11 protein-coding genes are annotated in these 15,068 nt (G+C 45.5%); 4 read left to right on the top strand and 7 right to left on the bottom strand.

Going from position 1 to position 15,068, the window contains the following annotated elements:
- Positions 1-83: 83 nt before the first annotated feature.
- Both ACYX4M_RS12115 and ACYX4M_RS12110 read left to right on the top strand, forming a co-directional pair.
- Complete coding sequence (locus ACYX4M_RS12115; RefSeq protein ID WP_476080299.1) at positions 84-1,373, top strand: GNAT family N-acetyltransferase; 1,290 nt, start codon at positions 84-86, stop codon at positions 1,371-1,373.
- Positions 1,363-3,435 (top strand): M13 family metallopeptidase, encoded by a 2,073-nt coding sequence (locus tag ACYX4M_RS12110; RefSeq protein WP_476082874.1) that lies wholly within the window; start codon positions 1,363-1,365, stop codon positions 3,433-3,435. Before ACYX4M_RS12115 ends, ACYX4M_RS12110 begins: the two co-directional genes overlap by 11 nt.
- A 249-nt stretch (positions 3,436-3,684) precedes the next feature.
- On the opposite strand, the gene betI is transcribed toward ACYX4M_RS12110, so the two are convergent.
- From betI to ACYX4M_RS12090, 4 genes are all read right to left on the bottom strand, one after another.
- Positions 3,685-4,260 (bottom strand): transcriptional regulator BetI, encoded by a 576-nt coding sequence (gene betI / locus ACYX4M_RS12105; RefSeq protein ID WP_474808155.1) that lies wholly within the window; start codon positions 4,258-4,260, stop codon positions 3,685-3,687.
- A 73-nt stretch (positions 4,261-4,333) separates the two neighbouring features.
- Positions 4,334-6,757 (bottom strand): TonB-dependent receptor domain-containing protein, encoded by a 2,424-nt coding sequence (locus ACYX4M_RS12100; RefSeq protein WP_476080298.1) that lies wholly within the window; start codon positions 6,755-6,757, stop codon positions 4,334-4,336.
- Positions 6,758-7,016: 259 nt separating this feature from the next.
- Entirely contained in the window at positions 7,017-8,651 is a 1,635-nt protein-coding gene (locus tag ACYX4M_RS12095; protein ID WP_476080297.1) for a SulP family inorganic anion transporter, read from the bottom strand.
- 11 nt (positions 8,652-8,662) lie between these two features.
- Positions 8,663-9,316 carry a carbonic anhydrase gene (locus ACYX4M_RS12090; protein WP_476080296.1) on the bottom strand — a complete coding sequence of 218 codons (654 nt, stop codon included), beginning with the start codon at positions 9,314-9,316 and terminating at the stop codon, positions 8,663-8,665.
- Positions 9,317-9,475: 159 nt separating this feature from the next.
- On the opposite strand from ACYX4M_RS12090, the gene ACYX4M_RS12085 reads away from it, so the two are divergent.
- Positions 9,476-10,444, top strand: a complete 969-nt coding sequence (locus ACYX4M_RS12085; protein WP_476080295.1) for a hydrogen peroxide-inducible genes activator — start codon at positions 9,476-9,478, stop codon at positions 10,442-10,444.
- A gap of 16 nt (positions 10,445-10,460) precedes the next feature.
- Positions 10,461-11,357 carry a LysR family transcriptional regulator gene (locus ACYX4M_RS12080; protein ID WP_476080294.1) on the top strand — a complete coding sequence of 299 codons (897 nt, stop codon included), beginning with the start codon at positions 10,461-10,463 and terminating at the stop codon, positions 11,355-11,357.
- A 105-nt stretch (positions 11,358-11,462) separates the two neighbouring features.
- Here ACYX4M_RS12080 and ppnP read toward each other — a convergent pair whose 3' ends face one another.
- The 3 genes from ppnP to metH form a co-directional block, all read right to left on the bottom strand.
- Positions 11,463-11,747 (bottom strand): pyrimidine/purine nucleoside phosphorylase, encoded by a 285-nt coding sequence (gene ppnP, locus ACYX4M_RS12075; RefSeq protein WP_476080293.1) that lies wholly within the window; start codon positions 11,745-11,747, stop codon positions 11,463-11,465.
- Positions 11,748-11,826: 79 nt separating this feature from the next.
- Positions 11,827-12,417, bottom strand: a complete 591-nt coding sequence (locus ACYX4M_RS12070) for a DUF938 domain-containing protein (RefSeq protein ID WP_476080292.1) — start codon at positions 12,415-12,417, stop codon at positions 11,827-11,829.
- A 23-nt stretch (positions 12,418-12,440) separates the two neighbouring features.
- Positions 12,441-15,065 (bottom strand): methionine synthase, encoded by a 2,625-nt coding sequence (gene metH / locus ACYX4M_RS12065; RefSeq protein WP_476080291.1) that lies wholly within the window; start codon positions 15,063-15,065, stop codon positions 12,441-12,443.
- Positions 15,066-15,068: the final 3 nt, after the last annotated feature.

The following is a 15,068-nucleotide window of genomic DNA, read 5'->3' as shown; positions in this document are numbered from 1 at the left end:
CCGCGTTATTTTAGCGCTAAATACTCGTATATTGCGACTATCTAAGCGTTTTACGCACAAAACCTCTACATGATATTAACTGCATGACAGCACCTGACTATCGCATAACAGTAATAGATTCTATCGAACAGCTTTCGAAAGAGCGTTGGCAACAACTTGCAAAAAATGCGGGCCCTTTTCTTTCTTATGAGTTTTTGCATGCATTGGAAAACAGCGGTTCGTGTAAAAATGAATCGGGTTGGCAACCTTGCCATATTGCTATAAGCCATGATCAGGAAGAAAAAGTCAGCATCATTATTCCTGGTTTTCTAAAAACGCATAGCTATGGCGAGTATGTATTTGACCATGCATGGGCCAACGCATATGCGCAGCACGGGCTCGACTATTATCCTAAATGGATATCAGCAATTCCTTTCACCCCTGTTACAGGCCCAAGGATACTTTGCGATGATAGCGTAACCCTAACGCACGCTCTTATGGAGAAACTGGAGCATGCTTTGACAGAGTATGTAGCGTCAGTGTTTGGGGAAGAGCTTTCTTCTTTTCACTACCTGTTTCCCAATGAGAGAACATCGGCACAACTTTCAGTTAGCAGTGAAACACAAGCTTCGGATTTAACCCATGCTGCAAGGCGATATTTAACCCGTTACGCCGTTCAGTTTCAGTGGCATAACTACGGGTATGGTGACTTCGACGATTTTCTTAACGCACTGACATCCCGCAAAAGGAAAGACATAAAGAAAAGTCGCCGTAAACTCAGTGACCGAGGCGTTCGATTTACCCACCATACGGGAAGTGAAATTAGCCCAGAAACTCTGCAGTTTTTCACAAAGTGTTACAAAGCAACCTATTTAAAACGCAGCGGCCACGTGGGATATTTAATTGACGCGTTCTTTGAGCAACTTGTCGAGACCATGAGCGACAGCATGCTTATTGTGACTGCAATAGAAAATAAAATTGCGGTAGCCAGCGCCTTATTCTTCTATGATGAAACAGGGCTGTATGGCAGATACTGGGGAGCACTGAAAGAAATAGACGGGCTACATTTTGCCTGCTGTTATTTTGAAGGCATTGAATTCGCCATTGAGAAAAAGCTATCGATTTTTAATCCCGGTACCCAAGGTGAACATAAAATACTTCGAGGCTTCGAGCCCATTTATTGCCGTTCTCATCACAAATTACAACATCCGTCGTTTCACACTGCTGTAGCAGACTTTTTACAGCGAGAAACGCCGCATATCGCAAGCTATTTTAATCAGGCACGGAATGCATTACCGTTTAACAAGGAATTTGTGCCTACTTTAAAAACAACGAGTGTCACTGCACCTAACGACGACACTTATAATCACAACGAGAAAAATGATGAAACATAAACTTTTAGCCGTAGCGATTGCGGCATCTTTAGGTCTTGCAGGCTGCGGTCAGCCTGAGCAAGCAAAAGAACAAACTCAGGAAAGCACTGTTGAGGCGAAAGGTGAAGCAGAGCTAGGTTCTTTCGGCGTTGATTTAAGCGCGCGCAACGAAGCAGTAAAACCTGGTGACGACTTCTTTATGTACGCCAGCGGAACATGGTACGACAACTATGAACTTCCTGCAGATAAAACCCGCTATGGCGCGTTTACTGGTCTAGCGGAACGCAGTGAAGAGCAAGTTAAAAACATCATTGATGGGCTAATGGAGAAGTCTTCGCTTAATGCAGAAGAGAAGCTTGTTCATGACTTCTTTGTTGCCTATATGGACACCGATACCATTAATGAAAAAGGTATTGAGCCAATTAAAGACGTACTTACGTCTATTGATAGTATTGAGAACAGAACTGACCTAACGAAAGCGTTTGGCAACAGCTGGTTGGTAGGTTCAAGCACACCTATTTACGGTGGCATGTGGTACAACCGCCTTGACCCGAACGAATACCAGCTAAGCGTTGGTGTAGGTGGTTTAGGCCTTCCTGATCGTGACTATTACTTAAGCGATAGCGAACGCTTTGTTAAGATCCGCGAAGCTTATGTAGCGCACATCGAGCAAATGCTTACTTTTGCAGGTGAAGAAAACGCAGCAGAAAAAGCAGCGAACATTCTTGCTCTTGAAACACAAATTGCAGACATTCAGTGGCCTCGCGAAAAACGCCGTGACCGCGACCTAACGCTTAACCAAATTGAGCGTAGTAAACTGTCTGACGCATACCCAGGTTTTGATTGGGACACGTATTTTGCTCAAACCGGCTATAAAGTGCCTGAGCTAAATATTTCACAGCCAGAGCCTGTAAAAGACGTTATTAAAATTATTAACGAGGCTGACTTAGCCGATTGGAAGTCGTACTTGAAGTATCACACTATTTCAAACAACGCAGGCTTCCTTTCTGAAGATATCTACTTAGCGAATTTTGACTTCTTCGGTCGCACGCTAAGCGGTCAGCAAGAGCCTCGTCCTCGCTGGAAACGCGCGGTAAGCCAAATGTCTGGCACTGAATCACTGGGCTTTGCAATTGGCAAGATTTACGTAAACGAATACTTCCCAGAAAGCTCGAAAGAGCAAATGGCGGAGTTGGTTGAAAACTTACGTACCGCGCTGGGTGAGCGTATTGAAAACCTAGACTGGATGAGCGAAGAAACCAAGGTTAACGCCAAAGAAAAGCTAATGGCGTTTAACCCTAAAATTGGCTACCCAGACGAGTGGCAGTCTTTCGACGGCGTTACCATTAGCGACAAAGACTTAGTGGGCAACGTGCGCAACCTGCGTACTTTCTTCCAAGACCAGTCGGTAGAGCGCGAGCTAGAAAAAACTGACCGCAACCGCTGGGGTATGACACCGCAGCGCGTTAACGCCTACTACAATAGTTCGTTCAATGAAATTGTATTCCCAGCAGCTATCTTACAACCGCCATTCTTCGACCCTAATGCCGATGCAGCTGTTAACTACGGTGCTATTGGTGCGGTAATTGGACATGAGATGGGCCACGGTTTTGACGACCAAGGTTCAAAATCTGATGCAAACGGTATTCAGCGCAACTGGTGGACAGATGCCGACCGTGCAGCATTTGAAGAAAAAGCAGACATGCTGGCCGAGCAATACAGCCAGTACGAGCCTATCGAAGGTAACTTCGTAAACGGTCGCAACAGCTTGGGTGAGAACATTGGCGATGTAGGCGGTCTAGCAATGGCCTACCACGCCTACAAGCTTAGCCTTAACGGCAAAGAGGCGCCGGTAATTGACGGCCTAACAGGCGACCAGCGTTTCTTCTTAGCTTGGGCACAAGTATGGAAAGAAAAGCGCACGGAAGAAAGCATGCTGAATCAACTTCGTGCAGGTACACACGCACCAGGCCGTTACCGTGCTCAAGCGCCAAGAAACCACGATGCATGGTATGAGGCTTTTGATGTGAAGCCAGGCGATGCACTTTATCTTGCGCCAGAAGAGCGTGTAAGAATTTGGTAATTCGTTGAGTTAATCACTTAGTGAGCTCATGCTAGATTTTCGCGCCGGATAGCGACTTGTATCTGGCGCCAGCTAATACCAGTCCGCATAGATCATTTAGAAATGTGTAGTTAATTAAAAAGGGCGGTTCGATTTATCTCGAACCGCCCTTTTTTAGATTTTCTACTCAGTATTCGCTCCGTGGTTTTTCTAAAGTAACAGCAAGTGCTTATTTATCTTGCGGTTATTTTTTATCTTCTCTATACGTGTTTATTTTCCGTATTGAGCCACTAAATCGCGAACGTACTGCTTACAGCGCACCACAGCTTCCGAAAAATCCCCGTTCCCTACGCTTCCCATAGAATAGCGCAGCCAATACCCATCAATGAGTGCGGCGGTGGACGCAGCAGCATTTTTAACCTGTTCCGGTTGAAGTAACATGCGGTAGCTAAACGCTAAGTTACGTTCTAAGCGTTTATGGTTAATAGTTTGCAAACGGTGCAGGCCTTCATTGTGTAGCGATAGCGCCCAAAAGTTAAACCAGGTATTGGTGGCTGAACTTGCCCCTTGCGTTTGCGAAAAGTTGTTCTCAATGATGAAGTCAATACGCTCTAGCGGATCATTAATGCGCTGCGAGATTTTAAGAGCATCGAGAAGGTGGCGCATAGTTGCTTCAATTAACCCTTGTTTATCACCGAAATAGTGACTGATTATCCCTGAAGAAAGCCCAGCTCTTTTACTAATTAAGCTGATCGTTGTGCCGTGATAGCCAACCTCTGCCATCACTTCCAGCGTTGCTTCAATTAATTGCTTCTTACGAACTGGCTCCATTCCCACCTTGGGCATGCTACAACTCCAAACCTTAAATCTAAAAATTAACCTGCAACAGCACTATGCTGTCACAGGCATGATATCACGATTAAAAGGTTAAGCGTGCGTTGACTGCTACTGCTCTTGGTGCACCAATCCAAAATGCACCTGGGGCGATAGTAGACGCATAGTCTTCATCAAACAGGTTATTTACTGTTAAACGCACTTCCAACTCTTCAACACCTGGGCCAATGTTTTCGATAAAACCGCCAATATAGAAGTCGCTAACTATGTAGTCATCAACTTGTGCGGCATTATCAATATCCAAGTAACGACTATCAACGTACTTTGTAGACAAACCAGCAAAGTAGTTATCGCGTGCCCAATCAAGGCTAATTACAGCCATAGTGTCAGGCGTACCGATAACCGTATTACCTTCAATAGCTACCAGTGACACTTCTGGGTTTTCAGGGTCAGCAATGGCTGCCAGCGCATCGTCAAGCGTATCGTATTCCGTGCCTGAACTTCCTACCGTAGCAACGTATTCAGAATCGCTTAGAGTTATAGAGGTAAACAATGAGAACTCATCGGTTAGCATAACGTCTGCTGAAATTTCAAAACCGCTAGACTCTATACCACCCACGTTTTTGTAACCACCAGCGGCCGCTTCAAGAAAGTCTATTCCCTCTGAAGTTTCGTTACTGGTAAATTGGATACGGTCGTTAAACTCAATATTGTAGTAGGTCACACTGGCATTGAAGCCTGGTGATGCATAGCGGAAGCCCACGTCGATGTTGTCAGCGGTTTCTGGCTTTATAAAACGAAGGTCAGTGTCGTTACGCTCTAGCTGCGCGTCTTTAATTGCCGCAAAGTTTTCACCGTAGCCTGCAAAGACTTCTAATCCTTCAAATGGCAATGGTGCGACAATACCGGCTGAAAACAGCGTATCTGAATCAGTATTCACCGATAAATTGTTAGCTGAATCAAAGTTGTCCGTTTTTTCAATATCGACGTTAAATTTCTTCGCACCCGCGCGGATGCGCGCAAAGCCTAAATCTAGCTCGTCTTCCACATAGTACATTAGAGTATCAACCGGGAATGTTCTGTCGTACTGCACCCAATAAGGCGCGTTGTCATAATCTACGCTAATAGATGAATTGGTGATCTTATGCCAGTCCCGAGATTCGCCGCGCTCATAGTCTTCCCACCAAATGCCGAATCGAACCGTATTATCAAAATCACCAACTTTTGTGTACCACACTGCATCGGCATTTATACCGAAACGCTCTTTATCGTAATGAGTATGTCGGTAAGAGCCTACCGGGATAGCACCTTGTTCGTGACAGCCCGGATCGTACTGTGCGCCTGCACCGCCATAAGGGAAAGTAAGCGAGCTTTGACACCCTTCAATAGGGCTTAGCTGATTGCCTTGTCTATCTACGAAGTAGATTTGACCCAGCTCTTGCCCACCAAATACCGTGTTGCCAACAACAAGCTCTGAATGGCCTTCTGAGCCGTCATCAGTAATATCAACGATATATGGAGGCACCCACTCCCCTCGGCCTTCGTTGTCGTGATAGTACACGTTAGTCATAAAATCGACTTGGCCAATGGTGAATTCAGCCTGAAGATAGGCAAAAAGGTTTTCCCGTAATGTAGACCAACCTCTGCGATACGCCTGATCTTGATAAGGAATCCCTGTCCACTCGTCTGTTAGCTGATCCCAGTCTGGATTTTGCTCATATTGCGCTAAGCCATAAATACGCTGGTAGTTATCTTCGTGAGTATCGTCGTAAGACAGGTAACCCGTGAGCGATACGTCGCTCACGGTAGAGATAAACTTCATAGCTAAATGGTCGCGGGTGTTTTCCGCCGCCTGCTGCATAAAGTCAGAGCTTTCTTGGGTTGAAAGACTGATCCAAGCGTAAGTGTCTTTTAATATCTCACCGGTTTCATAACGGACATAATATTTTGACGCATCAAACTCGCCTGCGGTAATGCTAGTGACTAGACCTTGCTCCATAGACGGGTCTATGGTGGTAAAATTGAGCGTGCCGCCTAAAGCTTCGTGTGAACGAGAAGCAATATCTGCTGTACCCTGAGACACTTCTACACCATTCACGTTTTCAGTATCGATATAGCGATTCGCTTTTGCACCACCACCGTAGTTTGAATTACCGTTGGCAATGCCATCTACCGTCATACCTATTTGCTGTTCGTTTAGATTTACCTGAAACCCACGAATAACAATGGACGTCGACCAATCGTCAGCACCAAAGGTATCGCCTTCGTTAATAAGGACACCGGGCAAATTGTCTACCGCGGCTAAAACACTGCTAAGATTTGCCTGCTGTTTAAACATATCGTCGCTAGTTGCGTTATTCGCGTACGAAACGCTGCGCCCTACAACCGTAATTTCTTCTATGCGCTCTTCCTCTGCGCGTTCCGCCTCTTCTGCCAAAACCTGTGACGGTGCAGCCATAGATGAAAGAGCAGCAAGTATTGCTATAGATAATTTGTTCCGTGATTTCATGTGTTTCCCAAAGTAGTTGTGCATTGTTTGCGCACTACTTTAGGCGGGTATTGTTACACTTAGGTTAAGTTTAATTGAACAATCAATTAATTAAATTGCGAATATTGTATCCAAGTAAGTTAGTGGTACATCGGGTTTGAAGAGCTCTTGCATCTCCTTATTCATCTCCAAACGACAAAAGAGAGCTGAACTTCAGGTATAAAAAAGCCCTCCAAAGGAGGGCTAAAAAGGGAAAGGTTTTGTTTACGTCAAACTCTTATTACGATTGCGTTGCGGCTTGAAAACTCGTGTTGCTTTCAGTCCCGGCTACTTGCTTTTTTGCATAAAGCAAGGCGTCGTGAAGTGTTTCGAAGTTAGGTATACCTGGGTGCGCTTCGTTTACGCCTTCAAGCACCTTATTCACTTCAGCGTTAGCACCGCAAATCACAAGCTGTCGACCAGCTGCAAGTGCGTCTGATGTTACCGTATCAACTGCCATAGCTGCCGATACATCCATCAATGGTACTCGAGAGAAGTCTAGAATAGTCACTTTCGCTCCAGGTCTAACTCGCTCGCGTACATGGTGACCTAAATCAGCTGCCGCGCCAAAGCTAAGTGGACCACCAAAGCTAAAGATTGAAACTTTGTCTTTAAGTGACTCTAAAAGCTCATTCTCTTTAGGGTCGTTTAGCGACTCAGGGATCTTTTTAAGTTCTTCAATTTGAAGCTGCGCAATTTGCTTAACGTATGCAAGTGCCGCAAATACAACGCCCACACCTACTGCTGTAATTAAGTCTACAAACACCGTTAGTGCAAGAACCATAATCATTAGGCCGAAGTCCCAACGCGGACCTTTATGTGCGCGCTTCAGGTAGCTCCAGTCGATGATGTCTAAACCAACTTTAACTAGAATACCTGCAAGTACTGCATGAGGAATTTGCGCGGCTAGTGGGCTAAGACCCAACACAATAGCAAGAAGTACTAGCGCGTGAACCATTCCTGAAATGTTGTACTTACCACCGCTGCGAATGTTAACAACCGTACGCATTGTCGCGCCCGCACCCGCGATACCGCCAATAAGGCCAGCAAATGTGTTACCGATACCTTGTCCAATAAGCTCTTTATTACTGTCGTGACGAGTACGTGTCATGTTATCAGCAACAAGTGACGTCAACAGACTATCGATAGCGCCCAATACAGCAAGAATGAATGCTGCTTCAAGGATTAGCAGTGCCTTACTTTGGTCGAAAACAGGTAGGTGTAGACTTGGTAAACCAGTAGGTATATCACCCAGTACAGGTACTGAAAGCGCCAAACTTACTAGCGTGCCTATGATTAGCGCGGCAAGCGCACCTGGCACGTACTTGCCTAATTGAGGTGGCCATTTGTAGGCAATGACTAATGTACCTAAACCTAATGCAAGGGTAGCAAAGTCAATATCAGCAAGGGCTGTAGGTAGGTAAGACAGTGCGCCAATGGTACCGCCCGGAGGCTCATGACCCAATAGTCTTCCTAATTGAAGGATAATAATGATGGCACCAATGCCCGACATAAAGCCCGATATAACCGGGTAAGGCACCAAGCGAATGTATTGGCCCACACCTAAAACGCCAAACACGATCTGGAATATACCGGCCAATATCACGGCGGTGAAAATAAGGCTAGCGTCGCCTGAAAGGCTCGCAAACAAACCCGCAAGTACAACAACCATCGGCCCTGTAGGGCCTGAAATCTGGGCAGGTGTACCACCAAATAGCGCCGCAAAAAAGCCCACTGCGATTGCACCGTAAAGGCCGGCCATTGGGCCCAAACCGGACGCTACACCCAGTGCAAGCGCTAATGGCAAAGCAACAATACCGGCAGTTAAACCACCGGTAAAATCGCCTCGTAAATTAGAGAGATTAATTTTAACCATAATGTTTGACCTTATTCGCCGCGCGTAAGCTGCGCTTCAGCCGCGCCCTGGTCCATGGCTTCAAACTCACCAGTTTCAGCGTTGTAGCAAAGCACATCACCTTCACCTATGTTATAAACCCATCCGTGAAGCTTAACCTGACCTGTTGCAATTTTTGCAGCAACAGCAGGGTGAGTGCGAAGGTGCTGAATCTGCTGAACAACGTTTTCTTTTGTTACTGCTTCTAAATCTTCTAGCGACAAATCTGAATGACCGCAGCGCTCTTTAACTACGTCAGTTGCCACACGACAATGGCCTAGCCACTCTTTAACGTGTGGCAATGAGCTCAAACCTTCTGGGTTAATCGCACCTTTCATCGCACCACAGTCGGTGTGACCACAAATAACAATGTGAGAAACGCCTAGTGCAGCAACTGCAAATTCGATAGATGCTGTCATGCCACCGGTTTGATTACTGTGAGGAGGAACGATATTGCCTGCGTTACGGCAAATGAAAAGTTCGCCTGGGTCAGTTTGTGTTACTAGGTTAGGGTCGATACGTGAGTCTGAACACGTAATGAAAAGCACTTCTGGGTTTTGGCCGTTTGCTAACTTTTGAAACGTAGCCTTTTTGTTCGGATAAACTTCTTTCTGAAATTTAGCCACACCAGAGATAACGTGATCCATATATAACTCCCAATTTTTTTAATAATTGTAATGATTATGTAATTACGTCAGTTTCACCTGATAGATTAATAGTTTAATATACTAACTCGCGATAGCTAAATACTATCACGTGTTAAACATCATCAACTATAAGTCTAGTAAGAGAAGGCTATTTTCACCATGCAATTTAACGGAAAGACCCCGTCAATAAACCAAATCCGCTATTTTGTAGCTGTGGCTAAGTACTTGAGCTTCAGACAGGCTGCGGGAATACTAGGAATTAGTCAGCCTACTCTGACCAGTCAAATTAGTGCACTGGAAAACCTTTTAGGCTTAACTTTATTTGAGCGCTCACGCACCGGCACGCTTTTATCACCGCAAGGTAAGGCGCTGCTAGATGCGGCTGAAGAAGTTTTACAAGCATCTCAGAGGTTCGGCGAAATTGCTCGTGACTTGTCGCAAGGGGAAACGGTGACGTTTAGGCTGGGTATTCCTCCGACGTTAGGGCCCTACTTACTCCCTTTTGTTTTGCCCGATTTGCACAAACGTAAACCTGGCTTGCGTTTTTATGTTCGTGAAGGCGCACCGAATGCCCTACAACATGGCCTTTTACGGGGCGAGTATGACTTAATTTTGTCTCCACTTTCGGGCGAAAACTCACAGTTGATTACCCAGCCACTTTTTAAAGAGCCATTAAAATTTGTCACACCCTCGGATCATAAACTTTCGGGTAAAGCCTATGTTAAGCCAGAAGAAATAAGTGGTGAAAAAGTACTAACGCTAGAAGACCGACATCATTTTCATCATCAAGTACAGCGTATCTGCGATGAAATTGGTGCCGACTTACAGCGTGACTACGAGGGCACTAGTCTAGATACCTTACGCCAAATGGTAGTAATGGGTATGGGCGTGGCCTTTCTACCAGGCCTTTATATTCACTCTGAGCTACACAAACCTGAAGCTCTACATGTGTGTGAAATAGCCGATATGCCCATAGAGCGTCAGCACTCTCTGGCTTGGAGAAATACAGCTCCTGGTAGAAAAACATTCAGAGAGATCTCTATTATAATAAAGGAGATCATCGAATCTCGTCTTACTGACGCAGTCACTATTGTTAGCTCTGCATCTTGTTCACCTCTGATACGTTAATCTGAATATAGCCACTATGATTGATAGACACCATTTAAAAATAGTACGAGCAATTGACGCAGAAGGCACCATGACGGAAGCAGCGAAATCGCTTTTTCTTACTCAATCTGCGCTAAGCCACGCAATGAAAAAGTTAGAAGCGCATTTTGACGTGCCGCTTTGGAAAAAGGAAGGGAGAAGGCTAACGCTCACCCAGGCGGGTCAAAGTGTTTTAGGCCTTGCCCACAGGGTTTTACCCCAGTTTGAACACACCGAAGCTCAGCTTCAAAAATTTGCCGACGGAAAACAAGGCATATTGCGCATAGGCATGGAGTGCTACCCCTGCTTTGAATGGCTGTTAAAAGTAGTAGCGCCTTTTTTAAAGGCCTTTCCCGATGTTGATGTTGATGTACGCCGTGCATTTTCGTTTGGCGGATTACAGGCACTTCACGGATACGATATAGACATCCTACTTACGCCCGACCCGTTGCACCTCGACACCATTACCTACACCCCCGTATTTGAATACGAGCAAGTACTAGTTATGGATAAACATCACAGCTTAGCAGAGAAGTCATTTATAACTGCAAAAGATTTAAGTAATGAAACCCTTATTACTTATCCGGTTGAGCATAGTCGCCTAGACATATTTACTCATTTTCTTACTCCCGCCAACTGCACGGTCAAACAGCACAAAACCATTGAAACCACTGAAATCATTTTGCAAATGGTCGCTGCGGGGCGTGGTGTTACAGCTTTGCCTAAGTGGCTAGTTGAAGAAGCAAAGGAAAGTGAACTGCTATGCACGAAATCTATGGGAGAAGCTGGCGTTACTAAAACCCTTTATTTGGGTCATCGAAAAGCTACTGACGTGTTGGGGTTTGTAGATGACTTTATCACGATGTCTCAAACACTTTCGCTAGGTAATAAGTAGGTTATTTCGCGCTTCGTGTTTTTATTAAAGATAGATTAGGTAACTAAAGAGCTACGCAATATTGATATAGAAGGCAAGATTGCGTAGCTATTAGGTCTTTTACGTTTAGCTGTAAAAGCAAAGGTAAGCGGTAGGCGTAGACACTTTTACGTCAAAAGATACATCTGCAGGCACATTAAAACTGGTACCTGTGGCGAAAGATTGCCATTCATCACTTCCCGGTAGCTTCACCACTAGCTCACCTTCAACCACTTTCATCAGCTCTTTTTGAGAGGTAGAAAATGTGTATTCACCCGGCGACATTACGCCCGAGGTACAGGGTCCATTTGCAGATTCAAATCCGATCGAGCTCACTTTGTTGTCGAAATAATGGTTTACTTTAAAGCTCATAGTTACTCCTTTGATGTAAGGGCTGTTGCTCTTTGCTTTAACTATTCGTAAGGCAAATCACCACAGCCCTGGTGCTTATTTAGCGCTTTTCCCAAATAAGCATATGGTTGTTGGCGGGCATGTCGATTATGTCTTGCAAGCTTAACTCGCCTGCCCAAGCAGTTAGCTCGTTAATATCGCGGTAACCACCATATCCTCGCTCTAGCAGCGAAATGTGGAAGGCTTGGTTACTTTCAGAAGTGAACTTGCCGCTGTGTGTAAAAGGGCCATACTGACAGAATATGCCCCCTTTAGGTAAGTGCAACGCTACTGATTCCATTAGTAGCTTTGCCTCTTCTTTCTGCATGATATGTGCGGTGTTTGCCGTAAAGACGCCGTCTACGTCGAGACTGGGAAAGTCATCTTGCCCAACGGTAAATGCTATGGGAGGTTTTATATTCCCCGCATTTGAATCACTCAGCCACGCGGCAATGCCTTCGTGATAGTGCGGTTGGTCGCTTGTGTGCCAAATAAGATGGGGCAAGTGTTCAGCCAAAAATACGGCATGTTGACCTGTCCCGCTTCCTATCTCTAAAACTTGTCGGCAGTTAGCAAATGTACGTTCAAGCACGCTCAAAATAGCACGCTTGTTGTTTTCACAGGCCTGACTAAAAGGCTTTTCGATTTCCATATACCTTCTCTGCCTTATAAGCGTTAATCACTTAAGTTAGGACCTAACCACTTTTCAGCTTCTTCTAGCGTCCACCCTTTACGTGTAGCGTAATCTTCTACCTGGTCGGCTTGAATTTTAGCAACGGCAAAGTATTTAGCATCAGGGTGAGCAAAATACCAACCCGATACCGACGCGCCCGGCCACATGGCGTAACTTTCCGTAAGCTTCATACCTGTGTGCTGCTCTGCTGACAATAAATCCCAAATAAGCTGCTTTTCGGTGTGTTCTGGACACGCAGCGTAGCCTGGTGCCGGTCTAATGCCCTGATATTTTTCGCGGATAAGTTCTTCGTTACTTAGTGATTCGTTAGCGGCGTAGCCCCAATAGTGCTTACGCACCTGCTCGTGCAGATATTCCGCAAACGCTTCGGCAAGTCTGTCTGCCACCGCTTTAACCATAATACCATTGTAGTCATCACCTGCTCGAATATAACTATCAGCAAGTTCGTCTTCACCTATACCACCGGTGACGGCAAAAGCACCTACATAATCGTTTACGCCGCTGGATTTCTCCGCGACAAAGTCTGCCAGGCAGTAGTTGGCATATTTGTCTTTCAGCGTTTGCTGACGCAAATGATGGGCAACACCTTGAACCTGTTTTCGCGACTCATCTGTATAAATTTCAACATCGTCATTAACGCGGTTAGCAGGAAACAAACCGATTACGCCTTTTGCCTGAAGGCTGTTCTCTTCAATAACTTTATCTAGCATAGCGTTGGCGTCTTTAAACAGTGACTGTGCCTGCTCCCCTACCACTTCATCTTCAAGTATACGCGGGTACTTGCCCGCTAACGACCAGGTTAAGAAAAACGGCGTCCAATCAATGTAGTTGCGCAGCGTAGCTAAATCAGCGGTTACTGGTGTTACGCCTAGGCTCGCAGGTTTTACTGGCAAAGTCGTAAAATCTGGCTTAAAAGCGTTTTCTCTGGCCTGAGCTAGCGTCACCGGCTTGCTGCGCGGCTTTTTACGGGCGTGCTGCTCACGTACCGTATCATATTCTTTTGCCAGTTCCTGTGCGTAAATATCGCGAGACGCTTTGTTCAAAAGACGCTGACACACGCCTACTGCTCGACTTGCGTTTGGAACATAAGCCACAGGCGCATGGTAATTTTGTTCAATTTTTACTGCGGTATGCGCTTTAGACGTCGTCGCCCCGCCAATCAGAAGTGGGATATCAAAGCCCTGACGCTCCATTTCTTTGGCTACGTGAACCATCTCATCAAGTGATGGCGTAATAAGGCCTGACAAACCAATCATATCAACGTTTTCATCTTTAGCGGTTTGTAAAATTGTTGCCGCTGGCACCATTACGCCTAGGTCAATCACTTCAAAGTTATTACACTGAAGTACCACGCCTACGATATTTTTACCGATATCGTGAACATCACCTTTTACCGTAGCGAGAAGAATTTTACCGTTGCTTTTAGCATCGTCTGACTTTTCTTCTTCAATGTATGGCTGTAAATGGGCAACCGCTTTTTTCATAACGCGAGCCGACTTTACCACCTGCGGAAGGAACATTTTTCCTTCACCGAATAAATCCCCTACTACGTTCATGCCATCCATTAACGGCCCTTCAATAACGTGTAGTGGACGTTCAGCTTGCTGGCGCGCTTCTTCGGTATCTTCAATAATATAATCGGTGATGCCTTTAACAAGCGCATGCTCTAAGCGCTTATTCACTTCTTGCTCGCGCCAACTTAAATCTTCTTTCGCGGCAGCCTTACCACCACCTTGATAATTAGGGGCTATATCAAGCAGACGCTCGGTGGCATCGCTTCTGCGGTTTAAAATAACGTCTTCCACTGCATCGCGAAGCTCTGCTGGTATCTCGTCGTATACCTCTAACTGACCGGCATTAACAATAGCCATATCCATACCCGCGCGAATTGCGTGGTACAGGAACACAGAGTGCATGGCCTCTCGTACTGGGTTGTTGCCCCTGAAAGAGAAAGAGATGTTAGAAAGGCCACCAGAAATATGGGAATACGGACAGGTTTTACGTATCTCACGGGTCGCTTCAATAAAATCAACCGCGTAATTATCGTGTTCTTCAATCCCCGTTGCTACTGCGAAAATATTGGGGTCAAAGATAATATCTTCAGGCGGAAAACCAACTTCTTCAGTCAAAAGCTTGTAGCTACGCTGACAAATTTCAACTTTGCGGGCTTGTGTGTCGGCTTGCCCGGTCTCGTCAAACGCCATCACTACGGTTGCAGCACCATAGCGCTTTATTAGCTTAGCTTGATTTAAGAAGAGTTCTTCACCTTCTTTTAAGCTAATCGAGTTAACTATCGCTTTACCTTGTACACACTTAAGCCCGGCTTCGATAATTTCCCATTTAGACGAGTCGATCATAATGGGAACTCGGCTAATATCTGGCTCAGAGGCTATCAAGTTTAAAAAGGTGATCATGGCCTGCTTTGAATCAAGCATGGCCTCATCCATATTGATATCGATGATTTGGGCGCCGTTTTCTACCTGCTGTCTTGCGACATCAAGAGCGGTTTCATAATCACCTTCAAGAATAAGACGTTTAAAGCGAGCAGAACCTGTAACGTTAGTGCGCTCACCGATATTAATAAATGTTGAAAATTCTGCGCTCATAAT

The sequence above is a fragment of the Alteromonas sp. ABV4_150 genome, from assembly GCF_056311745.1.
Note: the sequence above shows the minus strand (reverse complement) of the source record. Positions and strands in the feature narration are given on the sequence as shown.